The sequence below is a fragment of the Streptomyces sp. NRRL F-2664 genome, assembly GCF_000719345.1.
In the GTDB taxonomy this organism is placed as follows: Bacteria; Actinomycetota; Actinomycetes; order Streptomycetales; family Streptomycetaceae; genus Streptomyces.
Window position 1 is genome coordinate 20,640 of record NZ_JOFX01000031.1, and the last position, 20,545, is coordinate 41,184.

The window sequence follows — 20,545 nt, forward strand, 5'->3', positions numbered from 1 at the left end:
CTACGGGTGTTCGACGAGCGGGAGCAGTTCGCCGGTGGGGCGGGGGCGGGTGTGTTCGCGCTGTTCGAGGCCGAAGGTGGTGAAGGCGGTGCGCGGGGGCTGGGGGTAGGGCTCTTTGCCGGTGAGGGCGTTGAGGATGGCGGCGCTGCGCCAGGCGGCGAGGCCGAGGTCGGGGGCGCCGACGCCGTGGGTGTGGCGTTCGCCGTTCTGGACGAAGATGCTGCCGGTGACGGAGGGGTCGAGGACCATCCGGTAGCGGTCGTCGATGCGGGGGCGGCCGGAGGAGTCCTTGCGCAGGTAGGGGTCGAGGCCGGCGAGGAGGCGGGTGAGGGGTCGTTCCTGGTAGCCGGTGGCGAGGACGACGGCGTCGGTGGTGAGGCGGGAGCGGGCGCCCTGTTCGGTGTGTTCGAGGTGGAGTTCGACTTTGGTGGTGGCGACGCGTCCGGCGGTGCGGACGGTGACTCCGGGGGTGAGGACGGCATCCGGCCAGCCGCCGTGGAGGGTGCGCCGGTAGAGCTCGTCGTGGATGGCGGCGATGGTGGCGGCGTCGATGCCCTTGTGGAGCTGCCACTGGGCGGGGACGAGGTGGTCGCGTACCGGTTCGGGGAGGGCGTGGAAGTAGCGGGTGTAGTCGGGGGTGAAGTGTTCGAGGCCGAGCTTGGAGTACTCCATGGGGGCGAAGGAGGGGGTGCGGGCGAGCCAGGTGAGGCGTTCGCGGCCGGCGGGGCGGGCGCGGAGCAGGTCGAGGAAGACCTCGGCGCCGGACTGGCCCGAGCCGATGACGGTGACGTGGTCCGCGCCGAGGATGCGCTGCCGGTTGTCGAGGTAGTCGGCGGAGTGGATGACGGGGACGGTGGGGGCGTCGGCGAGGGGGCGCAGGGATTCGGGGATGTGGGGGGCGGTGCCGATACCGAGGGCGAGGTTGCGGGTGTAGGTGCGGCCGAGGGCTTCGGCTTCGCCGGCGCGGTCGAGCTGGGTGTAGTCGACTTCGAAGAGGTCGCGTTCGGGGTTCCAGCGGACGGCGTCGACCTGGTGGCCGAAGTGGAGTCCGGGGACGCGGCCGGCGACCCAGCGGCAGTAGGCGTCGTATTCGGCGCGGTGGATGTGGAACTGCTCGGCGAAGTAGAAGGGGTAGAGCCGTTCCTTGTGCTTGAGGTAGCTGAGGAAGCTCCAGGGGCTGGCGGGGTCGGCGAGGGTGACGAGGTCGGCGAGGAAGGGGACTTGGAGGGTGGCGCCCTCGATGAGGAGTCCGGGGTGCCAGCGGAAGTCGCGGCGCTGCTCGTAGAAGGCGGTGGCGAGTTCGCCCGCTCCCTGCTGGGGGAGGCCGTGGGCGAGGGCGGCGAGGGACAGGTTGGACGGTCCGATGCCGATTCCGACGAGGTCGTGGGGTGCATCGAGCTGGGCGGTCATCGGTGGGTGCTGCCTTCCAGGTGGGCGATGAGGGTGTCCAGGTCTCCCGCCGTGGTGTGCGGGTTGAGCAGGGTGGCTTTGAGCCACAGGCGGCCGTCGGCGCGGGTGCGGCCGAGGACGGCGCGGCCTTGGTGGAGGAGGGCGCGGCGCTGGGTGGCGAGCTCGTCGTCGGTGGCGCGGGTGGGCCGGAAGAGGACGGTGCTGATGGTGGGGGGCGAGTGGACTTCGAAGCCGGGGTGGGTGTCGAGGCGTTGGGCGAGGTGGTGTGCGAGGGCGCAGGTGCGGTCGATCAGGTGGGCGAGGCCGTTGCGGCCGAGTGAGCGGAGGGTCGCGGCGATCTTGAGGGCGTCGGGGCGGCGGGTGGTGCGGAGGGAGCGGCCGAGGAGGTCGGGCAGTCCGGCTTCGGTGTCGTCGGTGGCGTTGAGGTAGTCGGCCTGGTGCGCGAGGGGGGTGAGGAGTGCGGTGTCGGGGACGGCGAGGAGTCCTGCGGCGATGGGCTGCCAGCCGAGTTTGTGCAGGTCGATGGTGAGGGAGTGGGCGCGGCCGAGGCCTGCGAGTTTGTGCCGGTGGCGGGGGCTGAGGGCGAGGAGGCCGCCGTAGGCGGCGTCGATGTGGAGGTCGGCGCCGTGCTGGTCGCAGAGGTCGGCGAGGGCGGGGAGGGGGTCGATGAGTCCGGCGTCGGTGGTGCCGGCGGTGGCGGTGACGAGGGTGGGGCCGGGGGTGGTGGCGAGGGCGTGGGCGAGGGTTGCGGGGTCGAGTACGCCGGCGGGTGTGGGGAGTCGGGTGGCCGGGGGGAGGCCGAGGAGCCAGGCGGCGCGGGGGACGGAGTGGTGGGCGTTGGCTCCGTGCAGGACGGTGAGGCGGGGGCCGTGGCGTTCGCGGGCGAGGAGCAGGGCGAGGTGGTTGGCTTCGGTGCCGCCGGTGGTGACGAGGGCGTCGGGGTGGGGGGTGTCGTAGAACTCGGCGGCGAGGGTGCGGGTGAGTTCGGCTTCGAGGGCGGAGGCGGCGGGGGCCTGGTCCCAGGAGTCGAGGGAGGGGTTCAGGGCGCTGGCGGCCAGGTCCGCGGCGGCGGCGACGGCGAGCGGCGGGCAGTGCAGGTGGGCGGCGCAGAGGGGGTCGGCGGGGTCGGCGGCTCCGGCGGCGAGGGCGTGGACGAGGGTGCGGAGGGCTTCGTGGTCGCCGGTGCCGTGGTCGGGCAGTACGGTGCCGAGGGTGGCGCGGAGGTGGGCGGTGACGGCGGCGGGGCCACCGGCGGGGAGGGGGCCGCGGCGTTCGGCGGTGCCGGTGGTGAGGGCGTCGAGGACGGTGTCGAGGAGGGGGCGCAGGGCCCGGGGTCCGTGGGCTCCGCCGGCGAGCGGAGCGCCGGGGGGCCGCGCCGGGCGGGGGTTCTCCGCCCGGGCGGCGCGCGGGGTGCCGGACGGCGCCGGCACGGGACCCTTGGGCTGGCCGGGATGGGGGGTGCCGGGCGGCGCTGTCATCGGGTCCTCCGGGGGCTGGCCGGGGTGTGCCTGGCGGCGCTGTCGTCCCGGGGCTGGCCTGGGTGCGGCGGGGAGCACCCGGCCAGTACAACGATCAGACCCGAATGGGGTAACCGCCGGGGTTTGTCCGAATCCCGAGGGTTGGGTGGAGCCGCTCCCCGGGGGGTTCCGGTGCAGGGTGGCGGTCGGGGAGGGACGGGGTGTTGTCCGGGACGTGAAACCACACCCCGGCCCGGCCCAGGCCCCGGCCTGGTGGACCGCCGGGCACCCGGCAGGGGTCGGGGCGGGCTGGAGCCACCGAGCCGTGAAGGCACCCCTGACCGGCCAGGCCCCGGGGCCACCGAGCCCCGCAGGCGCCCCGAACCGCCGGGCCCCCCGCAGGGTCAGCCGCGGGCGCGCAGGGCTCGGGACAGGTCGTCCAGTTGGTCGACCAGTTTGCGGCGCAGCAGCGGGATGATGTCCGGATCGGAGAGGCAGGCCTGGCCCGCCTTGAGGTTGGCCTCGTCGACGGCGAACACCGGGAAGGCGTAGCGGCCCGCGGCTTCGCCGATGGCGGGTCCGCGGCGGGCGCCGAGGGCGACGGCCTCGGGGTAGTAGCGGGCCACGTACTCGGCGGTGAGGTCGGCCTGTTCGGGCTGCCAGAAGCCCTGGGCGGTGGCGCTGAAGAGGTAGTTGGACAGGCTGTCGTCGTGGAAGAGCCGGTTCCAGGCGGCGGCCTTGGCCTCGGGGGTGGGGAGGGCGGCGCGGCAGCGGGCGGCGCCTTCCTCACCGGTGGCGCTGGGGTCGGCGGCGAGGGCGGCGTCGATCTCGGCCTCTCCGGCGGCGCCGAGGACGGCGAGGCGGGCGAGGATGCGCCAGCGCAGCTCCGGGTCGAGGGCGGGGCCGCCGGGCACGGTGTCGTCGGCGAGCCAGGCGGCGATGGTGTCGGGCTGGGTGGCGCTGCCGACGAGGGTGCGGACGGCGGTGAGCCGCATGCCGGGCTCCGAGCCGTCCTCGGTGCGGCGCAGGAGGTCGCGGGCGATGGCGGTGAGGGTGCCGAGGGCGGCGGTGCGGTCCTCGGGGGCGAGGTAGCGGACGGCGATCTCGGTGCGGGCGAAGGCGAGGACGCCCTGGACGACGGCGAGGTCGTGCTCGGCGGGCAGGTGCGCTTCGGCGGTGGCCAGGTAGTCCTGCGGGGCGAGTTCGCCGTCGCGGACCATGTCGCGCAGGCAGTTCCAGGCGACGGCGCGGGTGAGGGCTTCGGGGATGCCGGAGAGGCCGCGCAGGACCGTTTCGAGCGAGGTGTCGTCGAGGCGGACCTTGGCGTAGGTGAGGTCGGCGTCGTTGAGGAGGAGCAGTGCGGGGCGGGTGCCGCTCGTGGAGACGACTTCGTCGGAGGGGACGTCGAGGTCGAGGAGTTCGCGCAGTTCCAGGGTGCGGCCGTCGGCGGGGTCGCGGTCGTAGACGCCGATGGCGATGTGGTGGGGGCGGCTGCCGTCGCGGTCGACGGTGAGGGTCCACCCGGCGGTGCCTTCGGGGGCGTCCTCGATGCGCGGGGTGAGGGTGTCGATGCCGGTGGTGCGCAGCCAGGCGTCGGCCCAGGCGCGGACGTCGCGGTCGGTGTGGGCGGCGAGGGAGTCGATGAAGTCGGCGAGGGAGGCGTTGGCGAACTTGTGGCGGGCGAAGTGGGTGTTGATGCCGGCCAGGAAGTCCTGCTCGCCGAGCCAGGCGACGAGTTGGCGCAGGGCGGAGGCGCCCTTGGCGTAGGAGATGCCGTCGAAGTTGAGGAGGGCGGAGGCGGTGTCGGGGACGTCGTCGGGGGCGGGGGCGACGGGGTGGGTGGAGGGGCGCTGGTCGGCGTCGTAGCCCCAGGGTTTGCGGGTGACGCCGAAGTCGGTCCAGGTGTCGGTGAAGCGGGTGGCTTCGGTGAGGGTCTGGTAGCCCATGTATTCGGCGAAGGACTCGTTGAGCCAGATGTCGTCGAACCAGGCGAGGGTGACGAGGTCGCCGAACCACATGTGGGCCATCTCGTGGGCGATGACCATGGCGCGGGACTGGCGTTCGGTGTCGGTGACGGCGGAGCGGTAGATGAATTCGTCGCGGAAGGTGACCAGGCCGGGGTTCTCCATGGCGCCGGCGTTGAATTCGGGGACGAAGGCCTGGTCGTAGGAGTCGAAGGGGTAGGGCTCGGTGAACTTGACCTGGTAGCGGTCGAAGCAGGCCGTGGTGATGGAGAGGATTTCGTCGGCGTCGGCGTCCAGGTGGGGGGCGAGGGACTGGCGGCAGTGGATGCCGAAGGGCAGTCCGGCGTGTTCGGTGGTCACGCTGTGCCAGGGGCCCGCGGCGACGGCGGCGAGGTAGGTGGAGATGACGGGGGTGGGGGCGGACTGCCAGGTGCCGGCGGTGTCGGTGTCCCGGTCGGTGAGGCGGGTGGTGATGCCGTTGGCGAGGACGGTCCAGTGCGTGGGTGCGGTGACGGTGAACCGGAAGACGGCTTTGAGGTCGGGCTGGTCGAAGGCGGGGAAGACCCGCTGGACGTCGTCGAGGAACATCTGGCTGTAGACGTACGTCTCGCCGTCCGCGGGGTCGGTGAAGCGGTGCAGGCCCTCGCCGGTGCGGGAGTAGCGCATGCGGGCGTCGATGCGCAGTTCGTGGTGGCCGGGGGTGAGGGCGGTGAGCGGGAGGCGGTTGTCGTCGAGGGTCGCCGGGTCGAGGGGGTGGCCGTCGAGGGTGGCGGAGCGCAGCTCCTCGGGCTTCAGCTCCACGAAGGTGTCGCCGGCGGTGCGGGCGCTGAAGCGGATGGTGGTGGCGGAGTCGAAGGTGTCGTCGCCGGTGGTGAGGTCGAGGTCGACGGCGTAGTCGTGGACCTCGATGAGCTGGGCTCGGAGCTGCGCTTCGTTGCGCGTGAGTGCGGACATGGGGCCCATGCTGCCCCAGGGGGCGGCCGGACCCCATGTGTCTAGTCTTCGCCCGCAGCGATCGTCTCGTGGTGGCGGATGACCTCGGCGATGATGAAGTTGAGGAGCTTCTCGGCGAAGGCGGGGTCGAGCTTGGCGTTCTCGGCGAGCTGGCGGAGCCGGGCGATCTGGCTGGCTTCGCGGCCGGGGTCGGCGGGGGGCAGGTGGTGGCGGGCCTTGAGGTGGCCGACCTGCTGGGTGCACTTGAAGCGTTCGGCGAGCATGTGGACGACGGCCGCGTCGATGTTGTCGATGCTGTCGCGCAGGCGGGCGAGTTCGGCGGTGACGTCGTCGTCGATGCCGTCGGCGGCGTCCTGGCCGTTGCCCGTGCCGTTGTCGAGGTCGCTGATGTTCATGGTTGTCGAGAATACGTGGCGCGGGGCGCAGGTCGCGGGGCATGTCGGCCTGTGAGACGGCGTCGGTCACAGGGGCATGGCGGCGGTGAGGGCCCGGCTGCCTCCGGGGCCGGGGCCCGCGGTGAGGGGGCCGCCGCGGGCCGCGGCGCGCCCGGTCGCGCCGACGAGGGCGCAGCCGCCACCGCGGTCCTTCGCGGGGTGGCATGGGCTCGCGTGCACGGCGGTACGGGCGCCCGCGCGGCCCGGCCGGACCTGGGCGCCGGGACGGCTGCGCCGGGGCCTCCCCCCGGCGCGCCCGTGACCGCAGCCGCGCCGGCCGCGACAGTACGTACGGGTGCCCCCGCGGGCCCCGCCCGAAGGGCGCCGGGCGACTTCGCCGGACCTCCCGGCCCGCCCGCGGCTGCCGCACGCGCGGCTTCAACCGGGGTGGCCGGGCTCGCGTCTTTCAGGAGGAAGCCGGACGCTCCGCCGGGAGTGCCGTACGGAGGTATCCGTCGAGGTCGACGGTGGTGACGATGACGATGACGGTGCGTGGCCCGTGGCTGCCGGACGGACACCGGGTGGTGTCGAGGCCGTCGAGCTTCGGCGTGCGGATGTCGAGGAGCGGGACGTCGGGGCGGTGTGCGGCGCCGGTGCGGGCGACAGCGGCCAGCGCGGCGAGGCCGGCCGGGGCAGCCACGGGGGCCTCGGCGGCGGCAACGAGGGCGGCCACCGCGGCCCGGGCGACAGCGGCCCGGGCAACCACGGCGACCAGGGCGGTTTGCCCCGCTGCGGCGGCGGCCCCGGTGACGGGCCGGCTCGGGAGGATCCGGCCGGTCCCGGTTCGGTCCGTCTGCTGGTCGTCCGCGACGACCGCGCCGGGCGCCGTGCGCGGTCTGCTCCGCGGTCGCCCGTTGCCGCCGGTCGCCTCCCGTGGGAGCGGCGGGCGCCTCGACCCGCAACCGCCCGTCGGCCCCGCGGGTACGGCGGCGGGTGCGTCGCGTCCTTCCGGCCCGTCGGTACCGGGCCGGAAGGACGGGGTGGTGCCGGTGCCGGGGCTACAGGGTCGCCGCGGCGCTCTTGATCTGGGCGGCGAAGGTGGAGACCTCGGTGTAGACGCCGGGGTAGTCGGGGCGGGCGCAGCCTATGCCCCAGCTGACGATGCCGACCTGGATCCAGGCTCCGGCGTTGTCGCGGCGGAACATGGGGCCGCCGGAGTCGCCCTGGCAGGTGTCGACGCCGCCCTGGTCGAGGTAGCCGGCGCAGATTTCCTCGCCGGGCACGAGGTCGCTGTAGGCGGCGCTGCAGTCGGCGTCGGAGACGAAGGGGACGGTGGCCTTCATGAGGTAGCGCTGCTGGGCGCCGCCCTCGCGGGTGGCTCCCCAGCCGGCGACGGTGAAGGTGCCGTTGTCGTAGGCCTTGGTCTCGGCGATCTTGAGGGTGGGCAGGTTGATGGGCTTGGCGAGCTTGATGAGGGCCCAGTCCTTGCCGGTGCCGTTGTAGCCGGGGGCGCGGAGGACCTTGGTGGACTTGACCTTGATGGCGCTGGCGCTGTTCAGGTCGACGACTCCGGCGGTGGCGGTGATGGAGGTGTTGTTGCCGGAGCCGCTCACGCAGTGGGCGGCGGTGAGGACGATCTGCTGGGTGTAGAGGGCGCCGCCGCAGCCCATGGAGAGGCGGACCATGAAGGGGAACTCGCCCTGGGCGGCGCGGGTGCCGCCGACGACGGGTGCGGTGCCGGCGGAGGCGGTGCCGGGCTGGAGGCTGACGGCCGCGAGGGCGACGGCGCCGACGGCGAGGGTTCGCTTCATGAGGCGCACAAGGCTGGACACAGTCAACACACTGCCTTTCGTGGGGGGTTGGGCCGTGCGTGCCATCGGGGATGAATGACGGGTCCATGACACATCAGGAGGGCGGCGGCCAACAAGAACGCAGTTTCGGCCAACTCCCGTCACTGCGACAGGGATTGCGGTAAAGGGGATCCGATGAAGGAGAACGACGGGCCGCGGCGGGCCATCGAGCACGGATTTCCGCACCTGGCGACCGTGCGGGCGTCGATCACCGCGCTCTTCCGCCGCATGTCGGCCGACGGGATCCGCGCCCACGCCCCGAGCTTCTCGCCCGCCGACGCGGCCTTCGACGCCTCCGAGGACCTGCACCTGGGGGCGCAGCGGTTGGCCTCGGCGATGGTGCGGGCACTGCGGCTGCCCGAGGCGCGCATGGTGGTGGCCTTCCGGCCGATGGACGAGGCCGCCACCGTGGAGCTGACGGCCGGGCCCGAGTACTTCGTCGAGGTCAACGACCGCTTCCGGACCCACCGGCGGGACCTGGCGGCCGCCCTGTCGCACGAGGTGGCGCACGTGCTGCTGCACCGGCTGGAACTCGCCTTCCCCGATCCGGCCGAGAACGAGATCCTCACCGACACCGCCGCCGCCTACCTGGGTGCGGGCTGGCTGCTCCTGGACGCCTACCGGGAGGACGCGCTCACCCACCAGCGGCTCGGCTACCTGACACCGGAGGAGTTCGGCTACGTCCTCGCCAAGCGGGCGGCACTGTTCGACGAGGACCCGTCGCCGTGGTTCACCAGCCCGCAGGCGTACGAGGCCTACGTGCGCGGGAGCGCCCTGGCGGCCCGGGACCTGCGCCGCGCACCGCTCGCCGCCGCCGGCCCCGCCGCGCGGCGGCGGTACGCGCGGGCGCGGCGCTGCGGGCTCGCCCCGCGGGACGGGTCGGCGTACCGCTTCGAGCCCGCGGGATCCGGCCCGGCGCTGCGGGTGAGCTTTCCGTGCCCGGTGTGCGAGCAGCGGGTGCGGGTGCCGGTGGGCGGGCGCCTGCGGGCCCGGTGCGGCCTGTGCCGGTCGGTGCTCGACTGCGACACGTGAGGGTGCCCGCCGGTGCGGCCCCGGTCCGGCGAGGACCCCCGTCCCGGTCCGCCCGCATTCGGCTTGATCATTCACCGGGAGGCCGCAAAAAGTTTCCTACCGGCCAGTAGACATGTGTGCGCTTCTCGCCAACTCTGGTCACGTCCATGTCAATTCGTGACCGAGGAGCGCCCCCCATGCGCAGTTCCCGCCGCACCCGCACGCCCCGTACCGCCGCTGTCGGCGTGGCCGCAGCGGCCGCCGTCCTGACGCTCGTTCCGGCCACCGCGGCCCAGGCGGCGCCCGTCGCCGCACCCGCCCCCGCCTCCGTGTCGGCGACCGCCTACGCGCCTGCCTCCGCGACCGCCTCCGCGCCGGGCGGGAACGCGGCGATCCTCGGCATCGACTATGCCGCGTGGCAGCGGGAGGTGGCCGCGATCGTCGACGCGGCGCGCCCGGCCATCGAGCAGCGCATCGCGAACTCCCCCGCCGGCGAGAAGCCGGCCCTCGTCCTCGACATCGACAACACCTCGCTGGAGACGGACTTCCACTGGTTCTGGACGTACCCGACCCCCGCGATCGCCAAGGTGCGCGCCCTGACCCAGTACGCCCACGCCCGCGGCGTCGCCGTCTTCTTCGTCACGGCCCGCCCGGGAATCATCCACTCCCTGACCGAGTACAACCTCAAGGCCGTCGGCTACCCGGTGTCCGGGCTGTACGTCCGCGACCTGCCCGACCTCTTCGAGGAGGTCAGCACCTACAAGACGGCCAAGCGCGCGGAGATCGAGGCGCGCGGCTACACGATCATCGCCAACATCGGCAACAGCCCGACCGACCTGGTCGGCGGTCACGCCGAACGCACCGTCAAGCTCCCGGACTACAACGGCAAGCTCTCCTGACGCACCGGGGGGAACCCTCCGGTTCCCCCCTCCCGCGCGACCCGCGCACAACATGATGGCCCGACTGCGGTTCAGCGGGTACGCGCAGCGGGTAGTGATACCCCAACGCACCGACGAAGACTCGGGCCCGACCCCTCGCCAGGGGGCCGGGCCCGCTCTCGTTCCCGGCCTCCTCCGACGCGGGCCGACGCCCTACTGCGAGCCGTACACCGGCAGCGGGGGCTCGGCCGCCGCCAGGAGTTTCACCGCCGCCTCCCCCGCCTGCGCCGGGGTCCACCGCGCGCCGCGGTCCGCGGTGGGGCCCGGCCGCCAGCCCTCCATGACGGTGATCCGGCCGCCTTCGGTCTCGAAGACCCGTCCGCTGACCCCGGCCGAGGCGTCCGCGCCGAGCCACACGACGAGCGGTGAGACGTTCTCGGGTGCCATCGTGTCGAAGCCGCCGTCCTCGGGGGCGGCCATGGCCTGTGCGAAGGTCTGCTCGGTCATGCGGGTGCGCGCCGCCGGGGCGATGGCGTTGACCTGGACCCCGTACCGGCCCAGCTCGGCGGCCGCGACCAGGGTCAGGCCGAGGATGCCGGCCTTGGCCGCGCTGTAGTTGCCCTGGCCGACGGAGCCCAGCAGGCCCGCCCCGGAGGACGTGTTGACGACGCGGGCGGCCACCGGCCGGCCGGCCTTCGCCTCCGCCCGCCACCACGCGGCGGCCGACCGCAGTGGCAGGAAGTGCCCCTTCAGATGGACCCGGACGACCGCGTCCCAGTCGCCCTCGTCCAGGTTCACCAGCATCCGGTCCCGCAGGAAGCCGGCATTGTTGACCAGCGTGTCCAGCCGGCCGAAGGCGTCGACGGCGGCCCGTACCAGGCAGTCCGCGCCCTGCGCGGTCGCGATGTCGCCGCCGTGCGCGACGGCTTGACCGCCGAGCTCCTCGATCTCCCGGACCACCTGGGCCGCCGGGCTCTGCGGGTCGGGCCGTCCGTCCAGTCCGACGCCGAGGTCGTTGACGACGACCTTCGCCCCTTCCGCGGCGAAGGCCAGCGCGTGGGCGCGGCCCAGCCCCCGCCCCGCACCGGTCACGACCACGACCCGGCCCTCGCACAGTCCCGCCATCTCAGCCCTCCTTGTTGACAGTTGCCGCATCCAGGAACGCCGGGCGCTCCCCGCCGCCGTGCACCAGCAGGCCGGCCCCGCTCACGTACCGCGCCCGGTCGGAGGCGAGGAAGACCGCCGCGTCGCCCACGTCGTCCGGTTCGGCGAGGCGGCCCAGCGGGACGGTCGCGCCGACCGCCTTGATCCCGGCCTCGTCCCCGTAGTGCAGGTGCGCGAGTTCGGTGCGCACCATGCCGAGGAGCAGCGAGTTCACCCGTACTTCGGGGGCCCACTCGACGGCCATGGACCGGGCGAGGCTCTCCAGGCCCGCCTTGGCCGCACCGTAGGCCGCCGTCCCCGGTGAGGGGCGGGTGCCGCTGACGCTGCCGATCATCACGACCGAGCCGCGGGCCCGTCTCAGCCAGGGGTGGGCGGCCAGGGAGGCCGTCATCGGGGCGACGAGGTTCAGCTCGACGACCCGGGCGTGGCGTTCGGCGTCGCCCTCGCCGAGGAGGCGGTACGGAGTCCCGCCGGCGTTGTTGACCAGGCAGTCGAGCCGCCCGTACCGGTCGGCGACCGCGTCGAAGAAGTTCCGTACGGCGCCCGCGTCGCGCAGGTCGAGCGCGGTGAAGGACGCTTCGCGGCCGCCCGCCGCGACCGGCCGGTCCGGGGGCCGGCGTGCGCAGACGACGACCTCGGCGCCGGCCGCGAGGAACGACCGGGCGATGCCGGCACCGACGCCCCTGGTTCCGCCGGTGACGACGGCGACCCTCCCGTCGAGCTCCATCGGCTGCTACCTTCCTCACCTAACAAATGTTTGGTGGAAAGGTAGCTGATCCTCTCATGGGTGTCTCCACCTCCCGCCCGGACCAGGGCGTCGCACAGGTCACGGTCGACTTCCCGCCCGTCAACGCGCTGCCCGTGCAAGGCTGGTACGACCTCGCCGACGCCCTGCGGGCCACGGGCCGGGACCCCGAGGTCCGGTGCGTGGTCCTCGCCGCCGGGGGCCGCGGCTTCAACGCGGGGGTCGACATCAAGGAGATGCAGCGCGACACCGGCCGCGCGGCCCTCATCGGCGCGAACCGGGGCTGCTACGAGGCGTTCGCCGCTGTCTACGAGTGCGAGGTGCCCGTCGTCGCGGCCGTGCACGGCTTCTGCCTGGGCGGCGGCATCGGCCTGGTCGGCAACGCCGACGCGATCGTCGCCTCCGACGACGCCGTCTTCGGGCTGCCCGAACTCGACCGGGGCGCCCTCGGCGCCGCCACCCACCTGTCCCGGCTGGTGCCCCAGCACCTGATGCGCGCCCTCTACTACACCTCGCGCACCGCGACCGCCGCCGAACTGCACGCCCACGGCTCGGTCTGGAAGGTGGTCCCGGCCCACGGCCTGCGCGCGGCCGCGCTGGAACTGGCCGGGGAGATCGCGCAGAAGGACGGCCACCTGATCCGGCTGGCGAAGGCGGCCATCAACGGGATCGACCCGGTGGACGTGCGCCGCAGCTACCGCTTCGAGCAGGGCTTCACCTTCGAGGCCAACCTCAGCGGGGTGGCCGACCGGATCCGCGACACCTTCGGGAAGGGAGAGCGCGCATGAGCGACAAGACCATGACCGTCGAGGAGGTGGTCGGGCAGCTGCGCAGCGGAATGACCGTCGGGATCGGCGGCTGGGGATCCCGGCGCAAGCCCATGGCCCTGGTCAGAGCGCTGCTCCGGTCCGACATCACCGATCTCACCGTAATCGCCTACGGCGGTCCCGATGTCGGTCTGCTGGCGGCCGCGGGCCGGATCCGCCGGCTCGTCGCCCCCTTCGCCACCCTGGACTCCATCGCGCTGGAGCCGCACTTCCGCGCCGCCCGCGAACGGGCCGCCTTCACGCTCACCGAGTACGACGAGGCGATGTTCATGTGGGGCCTGCACGCCGCCGCCAACCGGCTGCCCTTCCTCCCGGTCCGCGCCGGTCTCGGCTCCGACGTGATGCGGGTCAATCCGGACCTGCGCACGGTCACCTCGCCCTACGCCGACGGCGAGGAGCTCGTCGCCGTGCCCGCCCTGCGCATGGACGCCGCCCTCGTCCACCTCAACCGCGCGGACCGCCTCGGCAACGCCCAGTACCTGGGCCCGGACCCGTACTTCGACGACCTGTTCTGCGAGGCCGCCGACGCCGCCTACGTCTCCTGCGAGCAGCTCGTGGGGACCGCCGAGCTCAGCAAGGCCGGGCCCCCGCAGTCGCTCCTCGTCAGCCGGCACTCCGTCACCGGTGTGGTGGAGACCCCGAACGGCGCGCACTTCACCTCCTGCGCCCCCGACTACGACCGCGACGAGGCCTTCCAGAAGCTCTACGCGAGCACGCCCTGGCCGGAGTTCTCGGCCCGCTTCCTGTCCGGGGCGGGCGAGCACGACTACCAGTCGGCCGTCCGGACCTGGCACGAGGAGCAGCAGTGACCACGACGACCGGCACGTCAGCCGCCCCCGCCACCCGTGCCGAGTACTGCGTGGTCGCGTGCGCCGAGGCCTGGCGCGGCGACGGCGAGGTGCTCGCCAGCCCGATGGGTCTGATCCCCTCCTTGGGGGCCCGCCTCGCGAAGCGGACCTTCTCCCCCGACCTGCTGCTGACGGACGGCGAGGCCATGCTCGTCGGGCTGGACGGCACGCCCGAGGGGTGGCTCCCGTACCGGCGCCACCTGACGATGGTCACCGGCGGCCGGCGGCACGTGATGATGGGCGCGAGCCAGATCGACCGGTTCGGCAACCAGAACATCTCCTGCATCGGCGACTGGGAGCGGCCGTCCCGCCAGCTGCTCGGCGTCCGCGGCGCGCCCGTGAACACCCTCAACCATCCGGTGAGCTACTGGATCCCGCGGCATTCGACCCGGGTCTTCGTCGAACGCGTCGACATGGTGAGCGGCGTGGGCCACGACCGGGCCGCCGAGGCCGGGGTGACCCGCTTCCACCGGCTGCCCCGGGTGGTGAGCGACCTGGGCGTCTTCGACTTCGCCGGCCCCGGGAACACGATGCGGCTGGCCTCCCTGCACCCCGGGGTGACCGTCGGGCAGGTGCGGGCGGCGACCGGCTTCGAGCTGGCGCTGCCCGAGGAGGTCCCTTGCACGCGGGAGCCGACGGGGCCCGAACTGCGGCTCATCCGCGAGGTGATCGACCCCAAGGGGCTGCGCGACCGGGAAGTGCGGGGCTGAAGCGGTGGAGACGGCGTTCACGAAACTGGTCGGGGTCGAGCACCCGATCGTGCAGACGGGCATGGGCTGGGTCGCCGGCCCCCGCCTGGTGTCGGCCGCGGCGAACGCGGGCGCCCTGGGCATCCTGGCCTCGGCGACGATGACCACGGAGCACCTGCGGTCGGCGGTCCGCGAGGTGCGCTCACGGGTGCCGCGGGGGACCCCGTTCGGCGTCAACCTGCGGGCGGACGCCGGGGACGCACCCGAACGCGTCCGGCTGATCATCGAGGAGGGGGTGCGGGTCGCGTCCTTCGCGCTCGCGCCCTCCCAGGAGCTGATCGGCCGGCTGAAGAACGCGGGCGTGGTCGTCATCCCGTCGATCGGAGCCCGGCGGCACGCCGAGAAGGTGGCGGCCTGGGGCGCCGACGCGGTGATCGTGCAGGGCGGTGAGGGCGGCGGCCACACCGGGGACGTCGCCACCACCGTGCTGCTGCCGCAGGTCGTGGACGCCGTGGACATCCCGGTGGTCGCGGCGGGCGGCTTCGGCGACGGCCGCGGCCTGGTCGCCGCCCTGGCCTACGGAGCGGCCGGCATCGCCATGGGCACCCGGTTCCTGCTGACGTCGGACTCGACCGTCCCGGACGCCGTGAAGGCCGCGTACCTGAAGGCGACGGTCAGGGACGTCACCGTCACCACGGCCGTCGACGGGCTGCCGCACCGCATGCTCCGTACGGAGCTGGTCGACTCCCTGGAGCGCGCCGGCCGCACCCGGGCGCTGGTCCGGGCGGTCCGACACGCGGCCGGCTTGCGGAGGCTGTCCGGTCTGAGCTGGCCGCAGATGGTCCGCGACGGCCTGGCGATGAAACACGGCAAGGACCTCTCCTGGAGCCAGGTCCTGCTCGCCGCGAACACCCCCATGCTCCTCAAAGCGTCCATGGTCGAGGGCCGTACGGACCTCGGCGTCATGGCATCGGGCCAGATCGCGGGGGTGATCGACGACCTCCCGTCCTGTGCGGAGCTCGTCTCCCGCGTGATGGCCGAGGCCCAGTCCGTGCTGGACCGTCTGCACGGACCGGACGGACCGTACGGACCGCTTGGGCCGGGCGTGCCGGACGGACCGCATGTGCCCGACGCCCTGCCACCACCAGGGTGATCCCCCTTCTGCGTCACAGGAGTCGCCCCCATGAGCCGTACCGGGATCCGCAGAGGGGCCGCGGCAGCCGTCGCCGCCCTCGCCCTCGCCACCCTGCCGACCGCCGTGCACGCGGCGGCCGCACCCGAAGCCGGGACCGTCACCCGGCACCAGCAGCAGGCTGAAACGATCCGCCAGATCGTCCTCCAGGGCGCTGTCAACGTCCGCGACCTCGGCGGCCACCGCACCTGGACGGGCGGCCAGGTCCGCCACGGCCTCGTCTACCGGTCCGACGCCCTGGGCAGGCTGACCGACGCGGACGTCACCACCGTCTCCGGTCTGGGCCTCACGAAGGTCGTCGACTTCCGGATCCCGATGGAGGTGCAGTACGACGGCGCCGACCGGCTGCCCGCCGGACTGTCCGCCACCTCCCGCCCCGTGAGCGACCTCGGCCTCTACGGCACGCTGGTCTCGGCGATCGGCAGCGGGGACCCCGTCAGGCAGGAGCAGATGCTCGGCGGCGGCCGCGCCGAGGCCTACATGCGCGACATCTACCGCACCTTCGTGACCGGCGCCGAGAACCGGGCGCAGTTCGCGGCGACCCTGCGGGAGCTCGCCGACGGCCGGCAGGGCCCGCTCCTGTACCACTGCACGTCCGGCAAGGACCGGACGGGTTGGATGAGTTACGTGCTGCTGCGCGCCCTCGCCGTCCCCGAGGAGAGCGCCGAGCGGGACTACCTGGCGTCGAACACCTTCCGCGCCGCGTACGACGCGAAGGTGCGGGCCGGCCTGAAGCAGTCGGGCCGGATGCAGAACCCGGACCTGCTGATCCCGCTCCAGGAGGTCCGCCAGGACTACCTGGACGCGGCGACGGCGCAACTGGAGGCCGACTACGGCAGCTTCTACGGCTACCTGACCCGGGGCCTCGGCCTGGACCTGCGCACCCTGGCGAAACTCCAGACCGGGCTGGTCCGGTAGCGGACGCGACGACGGGCAGTGCGCGCGGCACTGCCCGTCGTCGTCCTGCGGTCGGAGCGGGTCGGACCGCAGTCGACCGTGCGCTCGGACGGTGTCGTCGTCCGTGCGGGTCAGACCGTGCGGCGGCGGCCCTGGCCGGCGGCCGTGCCGACACGGCTGCGGGCGGAGGCCGCCGCGGCGCCGCCGCCGGAGCCGCCCGCCGTGCGCCGGCCGCGCTCGCCGGATGTGCCGGCCGAGCCGCCCTGCCCGTTCTGGCCGCCGCGACGGGCCTGGCCCGCGCCGGAGGCGGCCGGGGCCTGCCCGGAGCCGCCGCCGGAACGGCGGCTGCGGCCGCCGGCCGCCGGGGCTGCGCCGGTGGCGGAACCGCCGCGCCCGCCGCCCGAGCGGCGACGCGAGCCGGAACCGGAGCCCGAGCCGCTGCGCGCCTTCGGCGCGGGCTGCTGCGGGACCTCCAGCACCACCGGGATGCCCGAGGGTTCCCGGGCGCCGGTCAGCCGGGCCAGTTCCTCGTCGGAGGACTTGATCTGCGCGGTGCGCGGGGAGATCCCCGCGTCCGACATCAGCCGGGTCATGTCCCGCTTCTGGTCGGGCAGGACCAGCGTGACGACGCTGCCGGACTCGCCGGCCCGGGCGGTACGACCGCCGCGGTGCAAGTAGTCCTTGTGATCGGTCGGCGGGTCGATGTTGACGACGAGGTCGAGGTCGTCGATGTGGATGCCGCGCGCCGCCACGTTCGTCGCGATCAGCGCGGTGACCTCGCCGGTCTTGAACCAGTCGAGGGTGCGGTTGCGCTGCGGCTGGGAGCGGCCGCCGTGCAGGCCGGAGGCGCGCACGCCGTCGGCGAGGAGCTTCTTGACCATGCGGTCCACGCCGCGCTTGGTGTCCACGAACATGATCACCCGGCCGTCGCGAGCAGCTATGCGCGTCGCCACGGCCTTCTTGTCGGTCTCGTCCATGACGTACAGGACGTGGTGCTCCATGGTGGTGACCGCGCCGGCCGACGGGTCCACGGAGTGGCCGACCGGGTCGGTCAGGAACATCTTGACGAGCTTGTCGATGTTCTTGTCGAGGGTCGCCGAGAAGAGCATGGTCTGGCCGCCGGCCTCCACCTGCTTGAGCAGCGCGGTCACCTGCGGCATGAAGCCCATGTCGGTCATCTGGTCGGCCTCGTCGAGCACGGTGATCGACACCTGCGACAGGTCCGCGTCACCGCGGTCGATGAGGTCCTTGAGCCGGCCGGGAGTGGCGACCAGCACCTCGGCGCCGCGGCGCAGGGCGCCCGACTGGCGGTTGATCGACATGCCGCCGACGACGGTGGCGATGCGCAGGTTGACGGCCGTGGCGTACGGGGCCAGCGAGTCGGTCACCTGCTGCGCGAGCTCGCGGGTCGGTACGAGGACCATCGCGAGCGGCGCCTTCGGCTGCGCGCGGCGGCCGGCGGTGCGGGCCAGCAGCGCCAGGCCGAAGGCGAGCGTCTTGCCGGAGCCGGTGCGGCCGCGGCCGAGGAGGTCCCGGCCGGCCAGGGAGTTCGGCAGGGTCGCTGCCTGGATGGGGAAGGGCTCGGTGACGCCCTGGGCGGCGAGGGTCTTCAGCAGCGCCTCGGGCATGTCCATGTCCTCGAACGCGGCGATCGGCGGCAGCGCCGGCACGGTCGGCTCGGGCATGGTGAATTCCTGGGGCCGGGGGGCGGGCGGGGCGGACTTCTGGCGTCCCGCGCCAGCCTTCGGACGCCCCTGGGCCGCTCCTCGTCCCCGTGCGGGGCGGCGGCTGGGTCGTGCGGAGCTGGAGCTGGTCATGCGAGAAAGCCCTCCTGAAACCGGCAGGTGAAACAAAGGTGGAGACAGCAGACAAGCCGGGGTCCGCACCTCGCGGCGCGGACCCCGGCATGCTGAAGGAATTAGGCGGGGATGATGTTCTCCGCCTGGGGGCCCTTCTGGCCCTGCGTCACGTCGAAGGACACACGCTGGCCCTCGGTGAGCTCACGGAAGCCCTGGGTGGCGATGTTCGAGTAGTGGGCGAAGACGTCCGGACCGCCGCCGTCCTGCTCGATGAAGCCGAAGCCCTTTTCCGAGTTGAACCACTTCACGGTGCCAAGTGCCATTTGAATCTCCTGAATAGGCGGCAAGGGCCCCATCCGGAGATCCCGGTAAAAACAATAAAAGCGCCTGAGGACATTCCCGTCAGGCGCACATAGTTTCATGGGTACCACAACTGCAACGGTGACTAAGCTAGCACACCTCCGGCCCGTGGTGTCGACGGGGCGGGTGTGACGTGTGCTGCCGTGGTGTCGCAAAGCCCTGGTGGCGGGCTCCGGCGCCTGGTTTGATCATGGGATGGCAGCGATCAGAGAGCCCTGGGGGCTCAGTGTGCTCGGCGCGGGCAGCGTGTCCGCCGAACCCCGTCTCGCCCTCGTGGACCTGGCGGTCGACCTCGTCGCCCCGACGCCGAAGGTGGCCTTCGCCGAGGCGGGGGCGGCGGTGGCGCGGCTGCGGGAGACCCTGCGGGAGCACGGCATACCGGATGCGGACGTCTCGGGCTCCCGGCTGCGCCTCACCTCCCAGTACAGCGGTTACGGCGCGGAGCGCACCTTCCTCGGCTACAGCTGCGAGGCGAAGTACACGGTGCAGACCGAGGCGCTCGACCGGATCGAGCTGCTGATCGAGGACGCCGTCACGGCCGGCGCCAACCGCGTCGACGACGTGCGCTTCGAGGTCCGGGACAAGCCGGCGATGCGGGACGAGGCGCGCCGCCGGGCGGTCGAGGCCGCTCGGCGCAAGGCCGAGGTCTACGCGGAGGCCTGCGGGGTCGACCTGGGGGCGGTGATCCACATCCAGGACGTGAACCCGGAGTCGGTCGGCGGGCACGGCCGCAGCGCGAGCCGCGCGGACCACGAGTACGAAGGCACCCTCTCGCCGGGCTCGGTGCGCGTGGACGCCGCGGTCCTCCTCGGCTTCGCCCTTGCGCCCGCCGGCAGTGCCACCGCGCAGGACGCCGACTCCGAGGACGCCGACCGGGGGGATGACGACCCGGGGGCCGGCGCCCCGGAGGACACCGGCCAGGGGGGCACCGACCCGGAGGACACCGTCTAGAGGCGTTCGATGATCGTCACGTTGGCCTGGCCGCCGCCCTCGCACATCGTCTGCAGGCCGTAGCGGCCGCCGGTGCGTTCCAGTTCGTGCAGGAGGGTCGTCATCAGCCTGACGCCGGTCGCGCCCAGGGGGTGGCCCAGGCTGATGGCGCCGCCGTTGACGTTGACGCGTTCGGGGTCGGCGCCGGTCTCCTTCAGCCAGGCGAGCACCACCGGGGCGAACGCCTCGTTGATCTCGACCAGGTCGATGTCGGCCAGTGCCATGCCGGTCTTCTTGAGCGCGTAGGCCGTCGCCGGGATGGGTGCGGACAGCATGCGGATGGGGTCCTCGCCGCGGACGGACAGGTGGTGGATGCGGGCGCGCGGCCGCAGGCCGTGTTCGCGCACCGCCCGGTCGGAGGCGAGGAGCATGGCCGCCGCGCCGTCGGAGACCTGGGAGGAGACGGCGGCGGTGAGGGTGCCGCCCTCGACGACCGGCTTCAGGGCGGCCATCTTCTCCAGGCTGGTGTCCCGGCGCGGCCCCTCGTCCACGGCCACGTCCCCGTAGGGCACGCTCTCGCGGGCGAAGCGGCCCTCGTCGATCGCGCGTACGGCCCGCTGGTGGGAGCGCAGCGCGAACTCCTCCATGGCGCGGCGCGATATCCCCCACTTCTGCGCGATCAGCTGGGCGCCGTGGAACTGGTTGACGGGGGCGTCCGCGTAGCGGGCGCGCCAGCCCTCCGATCCGGCGTAGGGGCCTTGCGTGAACCCGAGCGGTTCGGCCGCCTGCCGTGAGGCGAACGCGATGGGGATCATGGACATGTTCTGGGTGCCGCCGGCGACGACGAGGTCCTGGGTGCCGGAGAGCACGCCCTGCGCGGCGAAGTGCACGGCCTGCTGGGAGGAGCCGCACTGGCGGTCGACGGTGACGCCGGGGACCTCCTCGGGCAGGCCGGCGGCGAGCCATGCGGTGCGTGCGATGTCCCCGGCCTGCGGGCCGACCGTGTCGAGGCAGCCGAAGACCACGTCCTCCACGGCGGCCGGGTCGACGCCGGACCGGGCGAGGAGTTCCTTGAGGACGTGCGCGCCGAGGTCGGCCGGGTGGACGGCGGACAGGCCGCCTCCGCGCCGGCCCACGGGGGTGCGTACGGCGTCGACTATGTAGGCCTCGGGCATGGGGACTCCTCGGGCGGTCGG

At 73.5% G+C, this 20,545-nt stretch carries 20 protein-coding genes; 8 read left to right on the plus strand and 12 right to left on the minus strand.

What is annotated here, in order from left to right; genetic code table 11:
- From IF89_RS0124495 to IF89_RS0124520, 7 genes are all read right to left on the minus strand, one after another.
- Positions 1-1,410: a lysine N(6)-hydroxylase/L-ornithine N(5)-oxygenase family protein gene (locus tag IF89_RS0124495; protein ID WP_030772036.1), complete on the minus strand. Its 1,410-nt coding sequence runs from the start codon at positions 1,408-1,410 to the stop codon at positions 1-3.
- Positions 1,407-2,888, minus strand: coding sequence for a pyridoxal phosphate-dependent decarboxylase family protein (locus IF89_RS0124500; protein WP_078628478.1), 1,482 nt, complete (start codon positions 2,886-2,888; stop codon positions 1,407-1,409). The genes IF89_RS0124495 and IF89_RS0124500 overlap by 4 nt, the downstream gene beginning before the upstream one ends.
- Before the next feature lie 383 nt (positions 2,889-3,271).
- Positions 3,272-5,794: an aminopeptidase N gene (pepN, locus tag IF89_RS0124505; RefSeq protein WP_199820552.1), complete on the minus strand. Its 2,523-nt coding sequence runs from the start codon at positions 5,792-5,794 to the stop codon at positions 3,272-3,274.
- Positions 5,795-5,826: 32 nt separating this feature from the next.
- Positions 5,827-6,180, minus strand: a complete 354-nt coding sequence (locus IF89_RS0124510; protein WP_051807537.1) for a chorismate mutase — start codon at positions 6,178-6,180, stop codon at positions 5,827-5,829.
- Positions 6,181-6,246: 66 nt separating this feature from the next.
- Positions 6,247-6,399 carry a hypothetical protein gene (locus tag IF89_RS47090; RefSeq protein ID WP_199820554.1) on the minus strand — a complete coding sequence of 51 codons (153 nt, stop codon included), beginning with the start codon at positions 6,397-6,399 and terminating at the stop codon, positions 6,247-6,249.
- A 226-nt stretch (positions 6,400-6,625) separates the two neighbouring features.
- On the minus strand, positions 6,626-6,925 hold the full coding sequence (locus IF89_RS38245) for a response regulator transcription factor (RefSeq protein WP_051807539.1): 300 nt from the start codon (positions 6,923-6,925) through the stop codon (positions 6,626-6,628).
- Positions 6,926-7,217: 292 nt separating this feature from the next.
- Positions 7,218-7,970, minus strand: a complete 753-nt coding sequence (locus tag IF89_RS0124520; protein WP_030772048.1) for a serine protease — start codon at positions 7,968-7,970, stop codon at positions 7,218-7,220.
- 174 nt (positions 7,971-8,144) lie between these two features.
- On the opposite strand from IF89_RS0124520, the gene IF89_RS0124525 reads away from it, so the two are divergent.
- Together IF89_RS0124525 and IF89_RS0124530 are read left to right on the plus strand one after the other, a co-directional pair.
- Entirely contained in the window at positions 8,145-9,041 is an 897-nt protein-coding gene (locus IF89_RS0124525) for a hypothetical protein (protein ID WP_030772050.1), read from the plus strand.
- Between the two features lie 176 nt (positions 9,042-9,217).
- Positions 9,218-9,919 carry an HAD family acid phosphatase gene (locus tag IF89_RS0124530; protein ID WP_030772053.1) on the plus strand — a complete coding sequence of 234 codons (702 nt, stop codon included), beginning with the start codon at positions 9,218-9,220 and terminating at the stop codon, positions 9,917-9,919.
- Between the two features lie 192 nt (positions 9,920-10,111).
- Here IF89_RS0124530 and IF89_RS0124535 read toward each other — a convergent pair whose 3' ends face one another.
- Positions 10,112-11,023 (minus strand): SDR family oxidoreductase, encoded by a 912-nt coding sequence (locus IF89_RS0124535; RefSeq protein ID WP_030772055.1) that lies wholly within the window; start codon positions 11,021-11,023, stop codon positions 10,112-10,114.
- 1 nt (position 11,024) lies between these two features.
- Positions 11,025-11,789: an SDR family oxidoreductase gene (locus IF89_RS0124540; RefSeq protein WP_030772058.1), complete on the minus strand. Its 765-nt coding sequence runs from the start codon at positions 11,787-11,789 to the stop codon at positions 11,025-11,027.
- A 56-nt stretch (positions 11,790-11,845) separates the two neighbouring features.
- Here IF89_RS0124540 and IF89_RS0124545 point away from each other — a divergent pair, with 56 nt between their 5' ends.
- From IF89_RS0124545 to IF89_RS0124565, 5 genes are read left to right on the plus strand one after another with little or no spacing between them, the layout of a single operon-like run.
- The gene (locus IF89_RS0124545) at positions 11,846-12,595 is read left to right on the plus strand and encodes an enoyl-CoA hydratase family protein (protein WP_030772060.1); all 750 of its coding nucleotides are present in this window, start codon (positions 11,846-11,848) and stop codon (positions 12,593-12,595) included.
- On the plus strand, positions 12,592-13,443 hold the full coding sequence (locus tag IF89_RS0124550; protein WP_030772062.1) for a CoA transferase subunit A: 852 nt from the start codon (positions 12,592-12,594) through the stop codon (positions 13,441-13,443). The genes IF89_RS0124545 and IF89_RS0124550 overlap by 4 nt, the downstream gene beginning before the upstream one ends.
- The gene (locus IF89_RS0124555) at positions 13,440-14,192 is read left to right on the plus strand and encodes a CoA-transferase subunit beta (protein WP_030772064.1); all 753 of its coding nucleotides are present in this window, start codon (positions 13,440-13,442) and stop codon (positions 14,190-14,192) included. Before IF89_RS0124550 ends, IF89_RS0124555 begins: the two co-directional genes overlap by 4 nt.
- Positions 14,193-14,196: 4 nt before the next feature.
- Positions 14,197-15,324, plus strand: a complete 1,128-nt coding sequence (locus tag IF89_RS0124560; RefSeq protein ID WP_051807541.1) for an NAD(P)H-dependent flavin oxidoreductase — start codon at positions 14,197-14,199, stop codon at positions 15,322-15,324.
- Between the two features lie 30 nt (positions 15,325-15,354).
- Complete coding sequence (locus IF89_RS0124565; RefSeq protein WP_030772070.1) at positions 15,355-16,281, plus strand: tyrosine-protein phosphatase; 927 nt, start codon at positions 15,355-15,357, stop codon at positions 16,279-16,281.
- Positions 16,282-16,391: 110 nt separating this feature from the next.
- Here the strand turns inward: IF89_RS0124565 and IF89_RS0124570 are convergent, their stop codons facing one another.
- The gene (locus IF89_RS0124570; protein ID WP_030772072.1) at positions 16,392-18,077 is read right to left on the minus strand and encodes a DEAD/DEAH box helicase; all 1,686 of its coding nucleotides are present in this window, start codon (positions 18,075-18,077) and stop codon (positions 16,392-16,394) included.
- Positions 18,078-18,178: 101 nt separating this feature from the next.
- Positions 18,179-18,382, minus strand: coding sequence for a cold-shock protein (locus IF89_RS0124575; RefSeq protein ID WP_030028954.1), 204 nt, complete (start codon positions 18,380-18,382; stop codon positions 18,179-18,181).
- A gap of 232 nt (positions 18,383-18,614) precedes the next feature.
- On the opposite strand from IF89_RS0124575, the gene IF89_RS0124580 reads away from it, so the two are divergent.
- A complete protein-coding gene (locus IF89_RS0124580) occupies positions 18,615-19,370 on the plus strand; it encodes an SIMPL domain-containing protein (protein ID WP_078628479.1) in 756 nt (251 codons plus the stop codon).
- Here the strand turns inward: IF89_RS0124580 and IF89_RS0124585 are convergent.
- The gene (locus tag IF89_RS0124585) at positions 19,367-20,524 is read right to left on the minus strand and encodes an acetyl-CoA C-acetyltransferase (RefSeq protein WP_030772079.1); all 1,158 of its coding nucleotides are present in this window, start codon (positions 20,522-20,524) and stop codon (positions 19,367-19,369) included. The genes IF89_RS0124580 and IF89_RS0124585 overlap by 4 nt on opposite strands.
- Positions 20,525-20,545: the final 21 nt, after the last annotated feature.